This is a genomic window from Absicoccus porci (assembly GCF_003725415.1).
GTDB classification, from domain to species: Bacteria; Bacillota_I; Bacilli_A; order Erysipelotrichales; family Erysipelotrichaceae; genus Absicoccus; species Absicoccus porci.
In genome coordinates this window covers 100,673-119,922 of the sequence record NZ_RJQC01000002.1, presented here as the reverse complement: position 1 = coordinate 119,922, position 19,250 = coordinate 100,673, and the positions used below count along the sequence as shown (strand labels likewise).

The window sequence follows — 19,250 nt, the reverse complement described above, 5'->3', positions numbered from 1 at the left end:
ATCTTTGAAAACTGAACAGGAAACCAAGAAACACGTCAATTTCGAAAAGGAAAAAAAGATGTCAGAGACATCGTAGAGCTAAATCAAATGAAGAGTTTGATCCTGGCTCAGGATGAACGCTGGCGGCATGCCTAATACATGCAAGTCGAACGGAGAAGGAAGGTGCTTGCATCTTCCGGATCAGTGGCGAACGGGTGAGTAACACGTAGGTAACCTGCCCATGTACCCGGGACAACGGTTGGAAACGACTGCTAAAACCGGATAGGCATATGGAAGGCATCTTCGATATGTTAAAGGGGCCACGGCCCTGGACATGGATGGACCTGCGGTGCATTAGCCAGTTGGTGAGGTAACGGCCCACCAAGGCGACGATGCATAGCCGACCTGAGAGGGCGAACGGCCACATTGGGACTGAGACACGGCCCAAACTCCTACGGGAGGCAGCAGTAGGGAATTTTCGTCAATGGGGGGAACCCTGAACGAGCAATGCCGCGTGAGTGAAGACGGTCTTCGGATTGTAAAGCTCTGTTGCGAGAGAAAAAGGACAGGAAGAGGGAATGCTTCCGGTTTGATGGTATCTCGCCAGAAAGTCACGGCTAACTACGTGCCAGCAGCCGCGGTAATACGTAGGTGGCGAGCGTTATCCGGAATGATTGGGCGTAAAGGGTACGTAGGCGGCCAGATAAGTCTGGTGTGAAAGGCTGCAGCTCAACTGCAGCACTGCACTGGAAACTGTCCGGCTGGAGTGCAGAAGAGGGCGATGGAACTCCATGTGTAGCGGTAAAATGCGTAGATATATGGAAGAACACCGGTGGCGAAGGCGGTCGCCTGGTCTGCAACTGACGCTGAAGTACGAAAGCGTGGGGAGCAAATAGGATTAGATACCCTAGTAGTCCACGCCGTAAACGATGAGAACTAGGTGTTGGGGGAATAACTCAGTGCCGCAGTCAACGCAATAAGTTCTCCGCCTGGGGAGTATGCACGCAAGTGTGAAACTCAAAGGAATTGACGGGGGCCCGCACAAGCGGTGGAGTATGTGGTTTAATTCGAAGCAACGCGAAGAACCTTACCAGGCCTTGACATCCCCTGCAAAGATGCAGAGATGTATCGGAGGCTATCAGGGAGACAGGTGGTGCATGGTTGTCGTCAGCTCGTGTCGTGAGATGTTGGGTTAAGTCCCGCAACGAGCGCAACCCTTGTGATATGTTACCAGTATCAAGTTAGGGACTCATATCAGACTGCCGGTGACAAACCGGAGGAAGGTGGGGATGACGTCAAATCATCATGCCCCTTATGGCCTGGGCCACACACGTACTACAATGGCGGATACAGAGGGCAGCGACAGGGCGACCTGGAGCGAATCCCGAAAAGTCCGTCCCAGTTCGGATTGGAGTCTGCAACCCGACTCCATGAAGTTGGAATCGCTAGTAATCGCGAATCAGCATGTCGCGGTGAATACGTTCTCGGGCCTTGTACACACCGCCCGTCAAACCATGGGAGTCAGTAATACCCGAAGCCGGTGGCATAACCTTAGGGAGTGAGCCGTCGAAGGTAGGACCGATGACTGGGGTTAAGTCGTAACAAGGTATCCCTACGGGAACGTGGGGATGGATCACCTCCTTTCTAAGGAGAAAGCAAGTGTACAGAGAGATGTGCGAAAAGGATTCCTGATCAGTTTTGAGAGATCGGAAGATTTCTCAGAGATGATCTTTGAAAATCGAACAACGAAGAAGACAACAGAAGGTCTATAACGTTTAGTGAAGAAGATTTCATAAACAGTAGTAGAACAGTTCTGAAGAATCTCGAAGAAAACACGAAGAGAACCAAGATCAAGCAAGGAAGGGCGTACGGCGAATGCCTGGCCACTCAATACTGAAGAAGGACGTGCCAAACTGCGAAAAGCGACGGGGAGCTGTTAGGGAGCGAAGATCCATCGATATCCGAATGGGGGAACCCGGCCGATAGAAGATCGGTCATCATATTCTGAATCCATAGGGATATGAGAGGTACGCGGGGAACTGAAACATCTAAGTACCCGCAGGAGAAGAAAATAAGAATGATTCCCTGAGTAGCGGCGAGCGAAAGGGGACCAGCCCAAACCGTCCCGAGGGACGGGGTTGAAGGACTGCCAAAGACGAATGGAGCATAGTGGAACGCGATTGGAAGCGCGGCCGAAGAGGGTGCAAGCCCCGTAGACGACATGCGAAAGGAAGCGGGCAGGATCCTGAGTACGGCGAGACACGAGGAATCTTGTCGGAAGCAGGCGGGACCATCCGCCAAGGCTAAATATAGTTGAGTGAGCGATAGTGGACCAGTACCGTGAGGGAAAGGTGAAAAGAACCGCGGGAGCGGAGTGAAAGAGAACCTGAAACCGTATGCCTACAAGAAGTCAGAGCCCGTTGAAGGGTGATGGCGTGCCTTTTGTAGAATGAACCGGCGAGTTGCGATGAGATGCGAGGTTAAGCGGGAAAACGCGGAGCCGCAGCGAAAGCGAGTCTGAATAGGGCGGAAGTAGAACATCGCAGACCCGAAACCGGGTGATCTAGCCATGAGCAGGTTGAAGTTCAGGTGAAACTGAATGGAGGACCGAACCGACCATCGTTGAAAAGCTGGCGGATGACTTGTGGCTAGGGGAGAAATTCCAATCGAACCCGGAGATAGCTGGTTCTCCCCGAAATAGCTTTAGGGCTAGCGTCGTGAAGAACCTGATCGGAGGTAGAGCACTGAATGAGTGATGGCCCCATCCCGGGGTACTGAACTCAATCAAACTCCGAATGCCGAACAGGATGCACGGCAGTCAGACCGTGAGTGATAAAGTCCATGGTCAAGAGGGAAACAGCCCAGATCGCCAGTTAAGGTCCCAAAATTCCGGCCAAGTGGAAAAGGAAGTGGGGATGCACAGACAACTAGGAGGTTGGCTCAGAAGCAGCCATCCTTGAAAGAGTGCGTAACAGCTCACTAGTCGAGTGACCCTGCGCCGAAAATGTACCGGGGCTAAGCCGGATACCGAAACTGCGGATATCGTAAAGATGTGGTAGGGGAGCGTTGCATGCAGGAAGAAGCCGTACCGAGAGGAGCGGTGGACCGCATGGAAGCGAGAATGCCGGTGTGAGTAGCGAGATGAAGGTGAGAATCCTTCACACCGAAAGCCCAAGGATTCCAGGGGAAGGTTCGTCCGCCCTGGGTAAGTCGGGACCTAACGCGAGGCCGAAAGGCGTAGCGGATGGAAAGCAGGCAGATATTCCTGCACCCGGATGTAGAGCGAAGGAGTGACGGAGACGGGAAGCATGACCCTCTTAACGGATTGAGGGCGAAGCGAGGTAGCGGATGACCAGGCAAATCCGGTCATCGGAACGTGAAGACGTGACAGGGAAGCGAAAGAGCGATCGAGTAGCGAAGACATGCGGACCGGCTTCCAGGAAAAGCTTCTAGCAATGTATGTCCGGCCCGTACCAAAACCGACACAGGTGGGCAGGGAGAGTATCCCGAGGTGAGCGAGAGAACTGTTGCCAAGGAACTCGGCAAAATGACTCCGTAAGTTAGCGAGAAGGAGTGCTCGAAAGAGCCGCAGTGAAGAGGCCCAAGCGACTGTTTAACTAAAACACAGCTCTCTGCGAAGCCGCAAGGCGAAGTATAGAGGGTGACACCTGCCCGGTGCTGGAAGGTTAAGAGGATCTGTGAATCGAAAGAGGAAGCAGTGAGTTGAAGCCCCAGTGAACGGCGGCCGTAACTATAACGGTCCTAAGGTAGCGAAATTCCTTGTCAGGTAAGTTCTGACCCGCACGAAAGGTGTAACGATTTGGGCGCTGTCTCGGCAGCAGACTCGGTGAAATCTTAGTACCTGTGAAAATGCAGGTTACCCGCAACTAGACGGAAAGACCCCATGGAGCTTTACTGCAGCTTGATATTGAACTTTGGTCGTAGACGTACAGGATAGGTGGGAGACAGAGAGACGTGTTCGCCAGAATACGAGGAGTCGCCGGTGGGATACCACTCTTGTGCGATCGGAGTTCTAACCCAGGTCCCTGAGCGGGACCGGGGACCGTGTCAGGCAGGCAGTTTGACTGGGGCGGTCGCCTCCCAAAGAGTAACGGAGGCGCCCAAAGGTACGCTCAGATTGGATGGAAACCAATCGTCGAGTGCAAATGCAGAAGCGTGCTTGACTGTGAGACAAACAGGTCGAACAGGGACGAAAGTCGGGATTAGTGATCCGGCGGTGCCGAATGGAAGGGCCGTCGCTCAACGGATAAAAGCTACCCTGGGGATAACAGGCTGATCTCGCCCAAGAGTTCACATCGACGGCGAGGTTTGGCACCTCGATGTCGGCTCATCGCATCCTGGAGCTGGATTCGGTTCCAAGGGTTGGGCTGTCCGCCCATTAAAGCGGTACGCGAGCTGGGTTCAGAACGTCGTGAGACAGTTCGGTCCCTATCTGTTGTGGGCGTTGGAGATCTGAGGAGAGCTGTCCTCAGTACGAGAGGACCGGGATGGACCTGCCGCTGGTGCACCGGTTGTTCCGCCAGGAGCACAGCCGGGTAGCTAAGCAGGGAAAGGATAAGCGCTGAAAGCATCTAAGCACGAAGCCTACTCCAAGATGAGATCTCCCAAGAAGTAAGACCCCTTAAAGACGATAAGGTAGATAGGCCAGGGATGGAAGTACAGCGATGTACGGAGTTGACTGGTACTAATCGGTCGAGGACTTGATCTGAGAAGAGTCGGAAGCGTTGTTCGATTTTGAGAGAGCATCTCTCAAAGGATCCGGTAGCGATAGCGGAGTGGATACACCTGTTGACATCCCGAACACAGAAGTTAAGCACTCCCGCGGCGAAGATAGTTGGGCCTGCCCCTGCGAACATAGCACGCTGCCGGGTCCTTTTTTTTATGTTGATAAATATTTCTTTCATCGGTATCATATTCTTAGCTATTTTTACGAAAGGATATCTATGAAACAAGGATTTAATAATAAGAAGTATTTAAAGATGCAGTCAAAGCATATCCAAGAGCGCATTGCGCAATTTGACGATAAGTTGTATCTAGAATTTGGTGGAAAATTATTTGATGATTATCATGCTAGTCGTGTATTACCCGGTTTTGAACCAGATAGTAAACTACAAATGCTGATGACCATGAAAGATCAAGCAGAAATAGTCATCGCTATTTGTGCCAAAGACATAGAAAACAATAAGATTCGTGGTGATTTAGGCATTACCTACGATGAAGACGTACTACGTTTGATCAAAGAATTTCAATCACGAGGATTGTATGTAAGCAGTGTCGTTATTACTCAGTATCATCATTCTAAGATGATCGATCGATTTAAAACAAAATTAAAAAGAAGACAGATTCATGTTTATCAACATTATTATATTGAAGGCTATCCAACCAATGTGAAAGCCATTATTTCTGATCAAGGATTTGGCAAAAATGACTTCATTGAAACCACTAAACCATTGGTTGTTGTAACTGCACCAGGACCTGGAAGCGGTAAAATGGCAACATGTTTATCCCAACTCTATCATGAATATAAACATGGCATCAAAGCTGGTTATGCCAAATATGAAACTTTTCCAATTTGGAATTTAGATGTCAATCATCCTGTGAACTTAGCTTATGAAGCAGCCACGGCCGATTTAGCTGATGTGAATATGATTGATCCTTTTCATCTCCAAGCCTATGAAAAAATCACCGTTAACTACAATCGAGATGTCGAGATCTTTCCAGTGCTAAAGAATATTTTTGAAGAAATTTATGGAACTTGTCCATATAAGAGTCCAACCGATATGGGCGTGAATATGGCTGGCTTTGCGATTGAAGATGATCAAGCCTGTTGTGAAGCAAGTCAACAAGAAATCATTCGTCGTTATTTTGAAAGTTATACACGCTATGTGAAAGAACAATGTTCGATAGATGAAGTCAATAAGCAGACCATCATCATGGAGAAAGCAGGTATTTCAATCGAAGATCGAAAATGTGTTGTAGCAGCTCGTGAAAAGGCTAAGATAACCCATAGTTTTTCCGGTGCTGTCGAATTAGCCGATGGAACCATGATTACTGGAAAAACAACCAACTTTATGGGTACCGTATCCAATACTGTAATCAATGCCTTAAAACATTTGGCTCAATTGCCAGATCATGAAGATGTGATTTCACCACAAGCTTTTGGTCCCATTCAAGATTTAAAGACAAAATACTTAGGCAGTGTAAATCCACGTCTTCATATTCAAGAAGTTTTGATTGCGTTATCGTTAAGTGCGGTTCATAACGAAGAGGCTCAAAAAGCACTAGATGTGATTCCGCAATTACGAGGATGTCAAGCTCATTTTACATGTCAATTAAAAGTTGAAGATTTATCAATCTTAACCCAACTTGGTTTAGAAGTGACCTATGAGGCAGATAAACGATAGGAGGAACAATATGGCAAAAGCGTTACCCAGCTCAGGAGCAGGAGCTGTACGAATTATCTTAAAAAATAAGGATGCGTTTGAATTTACGTTGCGAGAAAAAAATGAAGTGGGAAATCGCACGGGCTATTTATATGATGTATTCTATGTGAATGCAACGGGTACATTAAATATGCAAGTAGAAGATGGAAATCCAGTGATTGCTTCTTTAAATTTAGGATTAGGAAAAGTGATTACTTTGTCAAATGACACCAATTTAAAAAAATTGTGTCGATATGTCTTAGAAAATACTAAATAAGATGCGTACATATACGTTATATGTCGTGGTTGATACGTTGGAAGAAAAACAAGTAAATGAGGTTCAATCGGCTTTATCCCAATTGGGAAATTTTCATTTCTCACCCATTCGAGAACAAGCTTCATTGATTTCTTGTTCTGAATTTTATGCCACGATGCAATGTGAAAAAAGGACATGGGAAGCATTGATTCCCCAACTCAATGCCTATTGGACAAAGGATGATGAAACTTGGTTGGATTATGGATATAATACACGAATGTTTCATCCCCATGTTTATTATTTAGAAATCAAATAAAAAAGGGCCATTTGATAAAATCCCCTAAAGTAAGGCAGTACATTTTGTATATTTGTACTGTCTACTTTTAGGGAATCATATCAATTAGCCCTTTTTTCGTAGTTGTCGAAAGACAGTAGGTAATTGATCAATGATATCATCGGGTTGTACACAAGCCGAATCCATATCCACTTTTGCACATTGACTATGGATATATACACCTGTTATAGCTGCTTGTAAGACATTTTTACATTGGCCGTATAAACCTGTTATGATGCCACATAAAATATCGCCACTACCACCTTTGGATAAAGCACTATTTGGTGCATATAAAACATATTGCGATGTTCCTTGAGCCACTACGGTTACATTGGATTTTAATACCAAAGTCACTTCCGGATATGCTTCCACAAAGGGTTGAATACTTGCCAATGGATGTTTCGCAATGGTAGAAACATCTTGATGGGTTAGGTAACTGAATTCTTTGACATGTGGAGTAATGATCGTTGGTGCCTGGCGATGCAACCATTCGGGATGCTCTTGTAAAGCCCATAAGCCATCTGCATCCACAAGAACTGGTTTTGTGCTTGCCAAAGCGGTATGTACCATTTCAATTGTTGATGGAACTTGTCCCATACCATTGCCAAGGGATAGTAAATCAAATTTTTCCATGTTCGTTTGTAGAAAGAGTGGACTCCTACTATCAAAGTTTTCTTGTGGATAGATCAGGCGCATAGCACTATCCATCTTATACGCTAAGATATCTGCAATACTGTTTGGAAGCATCAATGTAAGGGTGCCAATACCACTTTTGTAGCAGGCTTTAGCCGCCATCGTGATGGCTCCATGCATGGCATGTGATCCCCCAATCATCAAAGCTTTTCCAAACGTGCCTTTATGGGCAAGATTGGATCGCTCCGGTAAATGAATGGTCGTCTTGTCGATTAATTGCATGGTGGGTGCATCGTGAATGATACCAATTTCAAAACAATGCAGTTGACCACAAATAGAAGGACCTTGATTGGTAATTTGACCCCATTTGATACAGTCCAGAGACAAAGTGATATCGGCATGGATGGCAATCCCGAGAATTTCACCGGATGTCGCATCCAGACCGCTTGGTACATCGATTGAAATCGTAGGTGAATCATTTTTATTAATATCATCAATCAAAGAATAATACGGTTCTTTGATTTCTCGGCTTAATCCATTGCCAAAGATACAATCTATAATATAGGTATAGATATTGTCTTTCATCATTGTCCAATCGGTTTGGATTGAGACACCCATCTTCTTTAGAATATTTTGTTGGTGAAGATTGGCATCCGAGAAATGTGTGCCTACCAAATAAATATCTACAGGAATATGGGCTTGTATCAATAATCGAGCAATGGCTAAACCATCTCCACCATTATTTCCCGAGCCACATACGACTAATATTTGTTTTGGGTGTTTTGCTTCAATGAAACGAGCACATTCAATAGCTGCATGTTCCATTAATACCAAAGAAGGAATTTGGTAGTGTTCAATTGTTCGTTGATCAAAATCACGTGCTTGCTTAGCTGAACAAATGGTCGTCATTATTCAAAATCGACGGTTTTGGAGTAATCAACCAAAGGAGCGAATTCTTTTTTACAAGCACAGTGTAAGGCATTATTTTGATAGGCATCTAAATTTTCTTTGTCTAAACGAACAATCAAAGCGACATCAAAACTACGATCGGAATGAAGAAAATCTTTACCGACTTCCATTTCATGTACTAAATCAATTTTTCCTTGCATTTTATTTAAAATGGCAGCTAATTGATCCTGATTTTCGGGTGTGGATTCTTTTAATTTAAAAAATACGATATGTGTCATAGTAACCTCACTTTCAATTTTCATGATACACTAGTCAATAAAAAATTGCTTGTATTTTCATCACATGTGTTATAATCATAACTCAAAGGGGACAAGCACTATGGAAAATCAATCCAAAGTAAAAAAGTCGATCATCCTGTCGGGACTTGTTGGAACTGGCGGGCTTTTTGTCGCAAAATTAATCGGAATTATTTATGCGATTCCATTTTCTAGTATCTTAGGAAATGTCAAATATATGGGATATTATGGACAAGCATATAATATATATTCGTATGTATTGAATGTATTTACAGCTGGATTCCCATTTGCGATTGCGACAATGGTTTCTAAATATACTGTATTGGATGATCCAAAAACGGTTTTATTGGTCAAGAAAGTCTCTATTGCGATGTTATCGTTATTGGGCTTTGTTGGCATGTTGTTGTTGATGGCCTTTTCTGGGGTCTTGGCACCATTGATGATTGCTGGTGATCCAACGATCATGGCCAATGTCTTGCGAATCTTAGCCATTGCTTTATTTTTTGTACCGGTATTATCGGCTTTTCGTGGCTATTACCAAGGTTTAAAAGAAATGGGCGAATACGCGTTTTCACAAGCTTTTGAACAAATTTTCCGTGTCGGCTTCTTATTGTCGGCAGCTTGTTTAATGGTTTATGTTCTGCATTGGGAAAGAAAATGGGCCTTATATGCATCGGTCTTATCGACAACGGTAGCAGCCATTGCGGGAATTGTTCAAATTCGTCATTTTGATAAAACACGATCACAAGAAATTATTGATCAAGCACGAGCACAGACGACACCTTCGTTAAAGCGCAATGAGATCATTAAAGAATTGGTTCTTTTAGCAATTCCTTATTTGATTTCTTCTTTATTGGGCTATAGCCAACAAATTTATAATGCGGTTTTATTACCAGCTGGATTAAAAGCATATTATCCAAGTGAAGCCAAAGTTTCTTCGATTATTTCGGCTACAACGTATGTGGGTGTTAAAATGACGGCGATTCCGATGGTTTTGGCACCTGGTTTTACAGCTGCCATCATACCGCATATCACCTCAGCTTTGACTAAACATAATAAACGGTTGATCCAGAAAAATGTAGTGGATTGCTTAGGCGTTGTATTATATATAGGTTTACCAGTATCGTTCTGTTTATTTGCCTATTCCGCACCATTAAACTATACCTTGTTTTATACCGATGATTTGAATACGAGTACCATGGTCTTACAATGGCTAACGTTAGAATCAATCACAGGTACTTTATTGCCAGTAGTAACGAATTTGATGATGGCATTAAAACTACAACCATTGGTTTTAAAAAGAATGATCATCAATGCAATCATAAAAGGTGTATTAATGGTTCCCATGACAATGATGATGGGATTTGGAGGCGCTGTTTTGGCTTCTTTAATTGCGGATGGCTATTTGTTCTTTTCGAATCTTCATCAAATTAAGATACATTATCATATTTCTTATAAACGAGTATGGCAAATTGTTTTCCGTGTATGTATTGGTTTACTGGCTTTATGGATTACTTCGATGCTTTTGACCCATCTTGGTTTAGGTAGTGTTTCATCTCGAAAGATCGTATGTTTCATTACGATGTGTATCAATGGATTGATCAGTCTCATTGTATTCATGATCGTGACAATTGCTTTGAAAGTTCCAGAATTGGCTTTTCATGTACATATTGGACGTCCCAAAAAGGAGGCACAATAAATGTATGATGTAATCGTAATTGGTGCTGGGCATGCTGGTATTGAAGCAGCCATGGCAGCGAGTCGTATGCAGAAACAAACCGCATTATTAACACTGTCTTTGGATATGGCAGGTTCGATGCCTTGTAATCCAAGCGTGGGTGGTCCGGCCAAAGGAATCGTTGTTCGTGAAATTGATGCTTTGGGTGGCTTAATGCCTATCGCAGCGGATCGAACGGCTTTACAGTTTAAAATGTTGAATACGACCAAAGGACCGGGTGTTTGGTCTTTGCGAGTTCAAAGTGATAAAGTTGCTTATAAGAAATTCATGAAAAAAACGTTATCGAATACACCGAATTTGACGGTTGTTGAAAAGATGGCGCATTCTTTGATGATCAAAAATCATCGGATCGAAGGTGTGCGGTGTACCGATGGAACGGAATTATTAGGAAAGACTGTTGTTTTAACAACAGGAACGTATATGTCTTCTTCCGTATTGCGGGGACACACGGCGACAGAATCGGGACCGGAAGAACAACCAACGATACAATCCCTATCGGAAAGTTTACGTAAAGCTGGTATTCGGACATTTCGTTTAAAAACGGGAACGCCACCGCGGGTTTTAACGAGAACGATTGATTTTTCAAAAACGTCTGTACAACCGGGAACAAATGCTTTTTTGCGTTTTAGTGAAACCACGCAACCAGAAGATGTTTTGCCATTTGATCAACAAGAAGTATGTCATTTGATTTATACAACACCGAAAACACATGAAATCATTCGTTCGCATTTGCATGATTCTGCCATGTATTCAGGTTTAGTCAAAGGAGTAGGACCTCGTTATTGTCCAAGTATTGAAGATAAATTGGTGCGATTTGCGGATAAACCACGCCATCAATTGTTCTTAGAACCAGAGTCTTTATCGATGGATACAACCTATGTACAAGGTTTTTCTACGTCTATGCCAATCGACGTACAAGAAGAAATGGTACATTCTTTACCTGGTTTGGAACATTGCACCATAAAAAAATATGCGTATGCGATTGAATATGATGCCATTGATCCTTTGCAGATGAAACCAAATATGGAAAATAAAATTGTTGAAAATTTATTTACGGCAGGACAAGTCAATGGTACAAGTGGATATGAAGAAGCAGCTGGTCAGGGTTTGATGGCTGGTATCAATGCGGCTTTAAAAGTGGATGGAAAACCACCATTCGTGCTACGTCGAGATCAAGCGTATATTGGCGTTATGATTGATGATTTATGCACCAAGGGAACGAAAGAACCCTATCGTTTATTGACGAGTCGTGCGGAATATCGCTTGTTGTTGCGTCATGATAATGCGGAAGAACGCTTGTTGGAGATGGGCTATCAAATCGGTTGTGTATCGAAGGATCGATACGATCAATATTGTCAGAAGCGACAGGCTATTGAACAAGCTAAAGATGTGTTATCACAAACGCATGTGAAAGCGGATCCGGCATTGAATGCGTATTTGACTTCGTTGGGATTTACACCAACGGATCGGGGAATGAAGGAAATCGATTTATTAAAACGACCAAAAGTGACAATTGATGGTCTTTCATCGATTACGGGTGTCAATTTTGGACATTTTATTAATCAGCATATTGAAATCGATGTAAAATATAAGGGGTATATCGAAAAAGCGAAACGTGATGCACGGCATCTACAAGAAATGGAATCCGTTGCTTTACCAGATGATCTGGATTATGCGCATATGGAAAATATTTCTTTAGAAGCACGGCAAAAATTGGATGCTGTTCGTCCCCAAACTTTAGGGCAAGCCAGTCGTATTTCAGGAATCAATCCGAGTGATATTGCGGTATTGGCAATGAAAGTTAGATAGGAGGAGCATATGGCCAAATCTCGTAAGAAGAAAAAAAGATTATCACCTGCAGCTAAGTTGATTATGGTCGTATGTGCCGCTTTAATGATTTTATCTGGTCTTTCAGAGCTAAAGACGATGTATGATCTGCATCGCAGTATTTCAGATACGCAACAGAAACAAAGTGCTTTAAATGCGGAAAAGAAAGAATTAACGAAAAAGAAAAAAAACTTATCGGATCCTGACTATATTGAATATATTGCCCGGGGTAAATATCTTGTGACAAAAGAAGGAGAACAAGTTTTTAAATTTTCTAATAATGATACGAATAACTAAGGAAGTGGCGTTACAGCCACTTTTTCTATGAAAGGAAAAAGTATGACAAAATCAATAAAGATCAATAGTCGTGTTTTGGTGGATTATCTAGATCATAATCATTTATCCATGCCAAAAGATGGTGAATATATCATCAATGAAGATGATTTTGCGAATCTGCTTCGTCATTATAATGAAGATGTATTGCGTGCCTATTTTGCCAATGGAGCCCCTTTAGAATATCGTTATTTTGAATCCAATGGATTGATTTATGATCGTTTAAATAAAGTGGTTACGATTGATCATAAAGAAATTGTTTGTACACCAAGTGAATTGCTCTTGTTGGAGGCATTTCTGCAAAATGCCAATATTGTATTGACACGTGATGTTTTGATTGATTTATTAAGTCATTCAAAAACAGCGATTCAAGATAATACTTTGAGTGTATTTATTATGGGACTTCGTAAAAAAGTAGGAAAGACACGTATTGGGGTTCGCAAAGGGATTGGATATTATTGGATTGGAACCGTGAATAAGCGTAAGTAAGTCATCTGTAAAAAACTTGATTTTTCCTTCGAATCGTTATATCTTAAAACCAATTGAAAGTTTGGGGAGGACAAAGATGAACAGTTTCAATTCTGAAGCATTATTTGTTGAGCGCTTTAAAGAAACAACATCAGACATGTATGGCCGAGATTTCGAAGATACATCAAATGTAGAACGGTATTTGGCTTTGGGTAACATGATTCGTGAATATGCGAATAGTAACTGGAAAGCTACGAAAAACGCTGTCAAGAAGCATCAAACAAAGCAGTTATATTACTTTTCTATGGAATTTTTAATGGGTCGTTTGTTGACAAACAACTTGATGAACTTAGGTATCTACGATACGGTTTGTGAAGGATTAAAAGAATTAGGCATGGATATCAACGATTTAGAAGAAATCGAAAGTGATGCTGGATTAGGAAATGGTGGATTGGGTCGTTTAGCCGCTTGTTTCATGGATTCACTTGCATCATTGAACTATGCTGGAAATGGTAACTGCATTCGTTATCATTATGGATTGTTTAAACAAAAGATTGAAAATGATGAACAAGTAGAAATGCCAGACTGCTGGTTAAAATATGGTAATGTTTGGGAAGTATGGAAACCATATCATGGTGTTCGTGTAAAATTTGGTGGATATGTAGATGGATATATCAATGAACAAGGGAAGTTTGTGACATTTCATCATCCAGATTTTGTGGTACGTGCTGTACCTTATGATGAACCAATTATTGGTTACCATACAAAAACAACAAATACTTTGCGTTTGTGGGACGCAGAAGTTGATGAAGATACGGCTCCTACAGGAAACTTAAATAAATATTTAGATGATGTTACGGCTTTAACGGCAAATGTATATCCAGATGATTCAACACCTGAAGGAAAAGAACTTCGTTTGAAACAAGAATATTTCTTTGTTTGTGCAGGACTTTCGCAAATTATTGAAAGTCATTTACGTGTGTATCCATCTCTAGATAACTTACCAGAAAAAGTAGCGATTCAGTTGAATGATACCCATCCTGTATTGGTTATTCCTGAATTAATGCGTATTTTATGTGATGAATACGATTATGAATGGGATGATGCATGGAAAATCGTCAAGGGAACTGTTGCTTATACAAACCATACGGTCATGGCGGAAGCTTTGGAAAAATGGTCACAAGAAACGGTACAAAAATTGTTACCACGTATTTATATGATCATTGAAGAGATTGATCGTCGTTGGAAGTTTGAAGTCGATCATCTTGGTTTATGTGCGATTTATCCAAATGTTGCAGTATTGCGTGAAGGACAAGTCCATATGGCTAACTTAGCTATTGTTGGTAGTCATAGTGTCAATGGTGTTGCCAAGTTGCATTCAAAAATCTTAGTGGATGATGTATTTAAAGATTTTGTGACAATTGAACCAAGTCTTTTCAATAATAAAACAAATGGTATTACGCATCGTCGTTGGTTGATGTATTGTAATCCACAATTGACAAGTTTATTGGAAGATACAATTGGTGATGAATTTAAAACAGATCCAGAAAAGTTACAAGATTTGATGGCTTATGTCGAAGATCCGGTTCTTCAACAAAAATTCATGGATGTGAAGAAACAACGTAAACAAATTTTGGCCGATTATATCAAGAAGACAATGAATATCGATGTTAATGTGAATTCCATTTTTGATTGTCAGTCAAAACGTTTGCATGCGTATAAACGTCAGTTATTGAATATCTTTAATGTCATGAATATCTATATGCATATGAAAGAGGATCCAAATTATCGTATTTATCCACGAACATTCTTCTTCTCTGCAAAAGCGGCACCAAGCTATTATTTGGCAAAAGAAATCATTAAATTGATCAATATTGTAGCGGATCGTGTAAATAATGATCCAGAAACGAATGAATTCTTAAAAGTTGTCTTCATTCCTAACTACTCTGTTTCTGTTGCTGAAATCTTGATTCCAGCTGCTGATGTATCGGAACAAATTTCTACGGCTGGTAAAGAAGCGAGTGGTACTGGAAATATGAAATATATGATGAATGGTGCTTTAACATTGGGTACTTTAGATGGTGCCAATGTGGAAATCGTGGATCAAGTAGGCGAAGAAAATGCGGAAATCTTTGGTTTGCATGTCGAAGATATCAACCACTTGAAACATGAACAAGCTTATCATTCTTGGGATTATTATCGTAGCCATGATGAGATTCGTCGTGTTATTGATTCGTTACGTAATGGCTATTGGACAAAAGATCCAGATGCATTCCGTTTGATTTATAATGATGTCTTGACACAAGGTGATGAATTCTTTGTATTGGCTGATTTTGGTGGATATTCAAGAGCACAAACACATGTAGAAGCACGTTATCGTGATACGAATAACTGGGCTCGTACGATGTTGATCAACATTGCGAAATCGGGTTACTTCTCAAGTGATCGTACAATTGAAGAATATGCTAGCCAAATTTGGAATTTGGATAAAATTGTATTCTAATCACAAAAGGAGCTTCGGCTCCTTTTTTTAATTACTAGACGTCTATTGATTTTTAGGGTAAAATATGGAAATGAGTGATAGGAGGGTGATCATGAAGTTTTCATTCAAACATGCGATGGCTTCCGTATTGATTTCATCTTCAATGATAATTCCAATGGCAACGCCCATTCTTGCGGAAAGTACAAGCACAACACCAATCACAGAAGTAAAAATCGAAACACCAGAAGATTTTGTGAACTATTGTTTAAGCTTTAAAAAAACAGTCGACAATAAAACCGTTTATGAAGCATTTAAGGTTGTTGATGACACTAACTATCAGACGATCCTAAATAGTGAAACAACATATCAGGAATTGGCCAAAGATGAAACCAAAAAGGATGCCATCGATGAATTGGTCAAAAAGAATACAGAAAATGTATATCCAACCTATGATTCTTTGTTGAAAGCAGCAAAAGATAAGGATGCTTCCATCAAAGCACAACAGGAAGCGGAAAAGAAACAACAGGAAGAACAAGCTGCGCAAGAAAAGGCGGCACAGGAACAAGCTGCGAAAGAAGCAGCTCAGAAAGAAGCCGCTCAAAAAGCGGAACAACAAGCAACCCAAAAAACGACACAAACAACAAGTAGTAGTTCAACAGCTACTAGTTCAACAACGAAAGAAATTACTTCACAACCAACGACGAATACAACGTCCAATACGACTTCTACTACAACAACGAATCCATCATCTTCAACAAATACACAATCAAATACCAATGCGTCTGCAAATACAACAACAGAACAGAAAACACAGACAACAACAGGGCAAGATGATAAGACACAGTCCACAACGACACAAGATGAACATGCAACCGTTGTTGCGAATACACAACCTATTTTAAATACACAAACACTTGTATTTACTGGTTATGCGAATAATGTCAAAGTGACTGTATATGCCCAAGCGGGTGCTTTTGAACAAGGTACACAAATGGTTGTTGTACCATTGGATAGTCAATCGGCATTGGAAGATGCGAAAGCCGTTCTAGGAGATAATGTCGATCAAGCGGTGAGTGTGGATATTTCTTTCTGGAAAGATGGAAAAGAAGTTGAACCAAAGAAAAACGTAGATGTCAAATTATCAACCAATCAATTTGAGTCTGGTACCAATGTATCCGTTATTCATGATTCCGGAGATGGAGAAGTGAAAAGTGTAGGTACGAGTGATGATGCATCCGAAGTGACCATTTCCACAAGTGCCTTTTCACCATATACGATTGCATCCAAAAAAGTGATTGAACCAGCTACGGTACAAGCACAAACAACAATATTGAACCAGTCAACAAGTCAAAAACTTACAACAACAAAGACAACATCGGCAACACCGACTACGCTTTCTGAACAAGCTTTGAACGTTGTGATCAAAGAGAAGACAAGTGCTTCCACAACAGCACAAGCTTTTGTGAATACCTATTTAACAAGTTCAACCGGTGTGGTTTATGAACGTGCTAATTATACCAATTATCAACGCATCTTAAGTTCCAAATCCGCATGGGATCAATTAAGTGCTTCGGAAAAAATTCAAGTCAATTCGATTTTGACTAAACGCATTAGCAAGACCTATACCAAGCTTTATAATGAAGCGAAAGCCATGGATGTGCCAACAACCAATGTCAATACAGCAGTAGCGGACCAATATGTATCCTATACTGTATTATGTGGTATAGCTGTGATTGGTATGATTTCTGTTCGTAAGAAAACAAAAAGTGAATAGCTTTTGGCCCACATGATTGAATGTGGGTTTTTCTTTTTGTATAATAGGACAAGAAAGGTTTTTTGACGGATGAGCGATAGAAATAACGATAAGATCGATTTGTCTCGTGCATATTTTTTAGCCAAATCGAAAGCATATAAACATGGTGGATACAAACAAGCTGAATTTTTGACGCGCAAACATTCTGATTTTGTATCCCATCTTTTTGCGTTCTTAATAGATCTAAATATATGTTTACTCCCTGTTTATATTTGGGTCATTGAATTTTTGTTGATTTTATGTGGTTTGATTCCACCTAACTTTTTTGATTTACTCTTTTATATCATGTATGCGTTGTTGTTTGTGACCAGCATTTTAGGATTAGGTATTTTTACAGCCTATACCCATGGCCAATCTTTTGGTTATGTGTATACCAACTTGAAATTGGTCGATAAAAACAAACGTGAAGTTTCGGGTTTATTCTTGATTTTACGACAAGCCATTGGCTTTGGTATTCCTTTGATGGTCATCGGTTATTTTTTCCAAGTCATCGGGATGATCGTATGGTGGGCCATCAATGCGGTTTGCGTTTGCGCTACCCCTCGCCAACAAACCATCGCGGATTTATTGTTTAAGACCATGCCCGTTCATGAACCACCAATGTCCGAAAAATTAGAAGAAGAAACCGAAGAGTTTATCGATGAACCAATTAAAGTTGTGAAACAACAACCAGAACCATCTCCTGCCATTTCATCGGATTTGGTTTCACCAATTGATTTACATTTACGCTCTAACTATAGTGATGATGGCTATTATGATGTAGAAGATTTATTTAAACAAGCCTTTCAATTGCATATGGAAGTGATTTCCATCACTGATCATAACTGTGCACGTGCCAATGCAGCCGCTGTCCGCTTTGCCCCTATGTATAATATTCAATATATTCCTGGGGTTGAAATTGATACACAGTGGAAAGGCCATCGTGTTCGTATTTTAGGTTACTACATTGATTGGACAAAAGATATTTTTGATGAAATCGAACGAGAATCGTTAATGAGGGAAAAACAAGTATCGATTGAACGTACCCAAAAATTTGAAGATTTCTGTGGTATCCATATTGATGTGGAATCCTTGATGCAGACGTCTCGTTTCCAAACGATTACGGCCCAAGATATCACGAAGATGGTCTTCCATAATAAACGTGTACGTGAATTATCTTTTGTGAAAAAATATTTAGAGTCATCGAAAAATGAAACGCAAGCGCGTCGTCGTTTTGCCCGTGATGTATTTGGCAAAGGCGGTCCATGTTACGTTACAGCTAGTTATCCAGCATTAGGTGATATGGTCAAGGCCATTCACGATGCCGGTGGTATTGCGATTTTATCCAGTTGGAATATGGATCATATTCATGATGAAGAAATTGAAACCATGATGGAACTAGGCATCGACGGTATTGAATGTTTCTCACCACGTATTCATGAAGCAACGATGACTTCCTTGTTGCGCATCGTGAAAAAACATAGTGCCTTTGTGACATGTGGATCGGATTTCCACGGTCCAAATCGTCCAAAATTTAAAATGGGACATTGTTGCTGCCCAGAAAAAGCTTGGCCACTGGTACGAATCTTATCGGAGGCACTCAAGTAAAAGAGTTGAGAGTTTGTATGAGTTGCCGTATAATGAAACAAAAGCAATGAAAAGTAGAGTACATATGGAAATTTGGTAGAGAGTTCTTGGTTGGTGAAAAAGAATAAATGGAAATATGGAAAATGGACTTGGAGCTTTCCTTATGAATCATG

12 protein-coding genes, 3 rRNA genes and 1 other annotated feature (1 of these 16 cut by a window edge) are annotated in these 19,250 nt (G+C 41.4%); of the genes, 13 read left to right on the top strand and 2 right to left on the bottom strand.

Translation table 11 applies throughout. The annotated features are described in order from the left end of the window. Window positions 1-84 precede the first annotated feature (84 nt). The 6 genes from EDX97_RS05225 to EDX97_RS05200 all read left to right on the top strand — a co-directional run bounded on the left by EDX97_RS05225 (window position 85) and on the right by EDX97_RS05200 (window position 6,994). A 16S ribosomal RNA gene (locus EDX97_RS05225) occupies window positions 85-1,623 on the top strand. A gap of 204 nt (window positions 1,624-1,827) precedes the next feature. Continuing rightward, a 23S ribosomal RNA gene (locus EDX97_RS05220) occupies window positions 1,828-4,708 on the top strand. A gap of 49 nt (window positions 4,709-4,757) precedes the next feature. Next, window positions 4,758-4,871: ribosomal RNA gene (gene rrf / locus EDX97_RS05215) — 5S ribosomal RNA — on the top strand. The 16S, 23S and 5S rRNA genes sit together here, the layout of an rRNA operon. A 72-nt stretch (window positions 4,872-4,943) precedes the next feature. After that, window positions 4,944-6,404, top strand: a complete 1,461-nt coding sequence (locus tag EDX97_RS05210; RefSeq protein ID WP_128520136.1) for a DUF1846 domain-containing protein — start codon at window positions 4,944-4,946, stop codon at window positions 6,402-6,404. A 10-nt stretch (window positions 6,405-6,414) separates the two neighbouring features. Next, on the top strand, window positions 6,415-6,699 hold the full coding sequence (locus tag EDX97_RS05205; RefSeq protein ID WP_128520135.1) for a hypothetical protein: 285 nt from the start codon (window positions 6,415-6,417) through the stop codon (window positions 6,697-6,699). Window position 6,700: 1 nt separating this feature from the next. Further along, a complete protein-coding gene (locus tag EDX97_RS05200) occupies window positions 6,701-6,994 on the top strand; it encodes a hypothetical protein (protein WP_128520134.1) in 294 nt (97 codons plus the stop codon). Between the two features lie 84 nt (window positions 6,995-7,078). Here EDX97_RS05200 and EDX97_RS05195 read toward each other — a convergent pair whose 3' ends face one another. After that, the gene (locus EDX97_RS05195; RefSeq protein ID WP_128520133.1) at window positions 7,079-8,554 is read right to left on the bottom strand and encodes an NAD(P)H-hydrate dehydratase; all 1,476 of its coding nucleotides are present in this window, start codon (window positions 8,552-8,554) and stop codon (window positions 7,079-7,081) included. Next, entirely contained in the window at window positions 8,554-8,856 is a 303-nt protein-coding gene (locus EDX97_RS05190; protein WP_128520132.1) for a Dabb family protein, read from the bottom strand. The genes EDX97_RS05195 and EDX97_RS05190 overlap by 1 nt, the downstream gene beginning before the upstream one ends. 76 nt (window positions 8,857-8,932) lie before the next feature. Between EDX97_RS05190 and EDX97_RS05185 the strand changes: the two genes are divergently transcribed. The 7 genes from EDX97_RS05185 to EDX97_RS05155 all read left to right on the top strand — a co-directional run bounded on the left by EDX97_RS05185 (window position 8,933) and on the right by EDX97_RS05155 (window position 19,098). Continuing rightward, window positions 8,933-10,549 carry an oligosaccharide flippase family protein gene (locus EDX97_RS05185; RefSeq protein WP_128520131.1) on the top strand — a complete coding sequence of 539 codons (1,617 nt, stop codon included), beginning with the start codon at window positions 8,933-8,935 and terminating at the stop codon, window positions 10,547-10,549. Next, on the top strand, window positions 10,550-12,397 hold the full coding sequence (gene mnmG, locus EDX97_RS05180) for a tRNA uridine-5-carboxymethylaminomethyl(34) synthesis enzyme MnmG (protein ID WP_128520130.1): 1,848 nt from the start codon (window positions 10,550-10,552) through the stop codon (window positions 12,395-12,397). It begins immediately after the preceding gene. A gap of 9 nt (window positions 12,398-12,406) precedes the next feature. Beyond that, on the top strand, window positions 12,407-12,712 hold the full coding sequence (locus EDX97_RS05175) for a septum formation initiator family protein (protein WP_128520129.1): 306 nt from the start codon (window positions 12,407-12,409) through the stop codon (window positions 12,710-12,712). A gap of 42 nt (window positions 12,713-12,754) precedes the next feature. After that, the gene (locus EDX97_RS05170) at window positions 12,755-13,237 is read left to right on the top strand and encodes a winged helix-turn-helix domain-containing protein (protein WP_173446603.1); all 483 of its coding nucleotides are present in this window, start codon (window positions 12,755-12,757) and stop codon (window positions 13,235-13,237) included. Between the two features lie 76 nt (window positions 13,238-13,313). Then, complete coding sequence (locus tag EDX97_RS05165; protein WP_128520127.1) at window positions 13,314-15,719, top strand: glycogen/starch/alpha-glucan phosphorylase; 2,406 nt, start codon at window positions 13,314-13,316, stop codon at window positions 15,717-15,719. A 91-nt stretch (window positions 15,720-15,810) separates the two neighbouring features. Then, window positions 15,811-17,472: a hypothetical protein gene (locus EDX97_RS05160; RefSeq protein WP_128520126.1), complete on the top strand. Its 1,662-nt coding sequence runs from the start codon at window positions 15,811-15,813 to the stop codon at window positions 17,470-17,472. A gap of 69 nt (window positions 17,473-17,541) precedes the next feature. After that, window positions 17,542-19,098, top strand: a complete 1,557-nt coding sequence (locus tag EDX97_RS05155) for a PHP domain-containing protein (RefSeq protein WP_128520125.1) — start codon at window positions 17,542-17,544, stop codon at window positions 19,096-19,098. A 37-nt stretch (window positions 19,099-19,135) separates the two neighbouring features. Further along, window positions 19,136-19,250: a binding site (T-box leader), on the top strand; it runs 85 nt beyond the window's last position.

Excerpts from the sequence above, each read along its gene's own strand:
- EDX97_RS05210 (WP_128520136.1), top strand. The coding sequence starts at position 4,944 with ATGAAACAAGGATTTAATAATAAGAAGTATTTAAAGATGCAGTCAAAG.
- EDX97_RS05205 (WP_128520135.1), top strand. The coding sequence starts at position 6,415 with ATGGCAAAAGCGTTACCCAGCTCAGGAGCAGGAGCTGTACGAATTATC.
- EDX97_RS05200 (WP_128520134.1), top strand. The coding sequence starts at position 6,701 with ATGCGTACATATACGTTATATGTCGTGGTTGATACGTTGGAAGAAAAA.
- EDX97_RS05195 (WP_128520133.1), bottom strand. The coding sequence starts at position 8,554 with ATGACGACCATTTGTTCAGCTAAGCAAGCACGTGATTTTGATCAACGA.
- EDX97_RS05190 (WP_128520132.1), bottom strand. The coding sequence starts at position 8,856 with ATGAAAATTGAAAGTGAGGTTACTATGACACATATCGTATTTTTTAAA.
- EDX97_RS05185 (WP_128520131.1), top strand. The coding sequence starts at position 8,933 with ATGGAAAATCAATCCAAAGTAAAAAAGTCGATCATCCTGTCGGGACTT.
- mnmG (WP_128520130.1), top strand. The coding sequence starts at position 10,550 with ATGTATGATGTAATCGTAATTGGTGCTGGGCATGCTGGTATTGAAGCA.
- EDX97_RS05175 (WP_128520129.1), top strand. The coding sequence starts at position 12,407 with ATGGCCAAATCTCGTAAGAAGAAAAAAAGATTATCACCTGCAGCTAAG.
- EDX97_RS05170 (WP_173446603.1), top strand. The coding sequence starts at position 12,755 with ATGACAAAATCAATAAAGATCAATAGTCGTGTTTTGGTGGATTATCTA.
- EDX97_RS05165 (WP_128520127.1), top strand. The coding sequence starts at position 13,314 with ATGAACAGTTTCAATTCTGAAGCATTATTTGTTGAGCGCTTTAAAGAA.
- EDX97_RS05160 (WP_128520126.1), top strand. The coding sequence starts at position 15,811 with ATGAAGTTTTCATTCAAACATGCGATGGCTTCCGTATTGATTTCATCT.
- EDX97_RS05155 (WP_128520125.1), top strand. The coding sequence starts at position 17,542 with ATGAGCGATAGAAATAACGATAAGATCGATTTGTCTCGTGCATATTTT.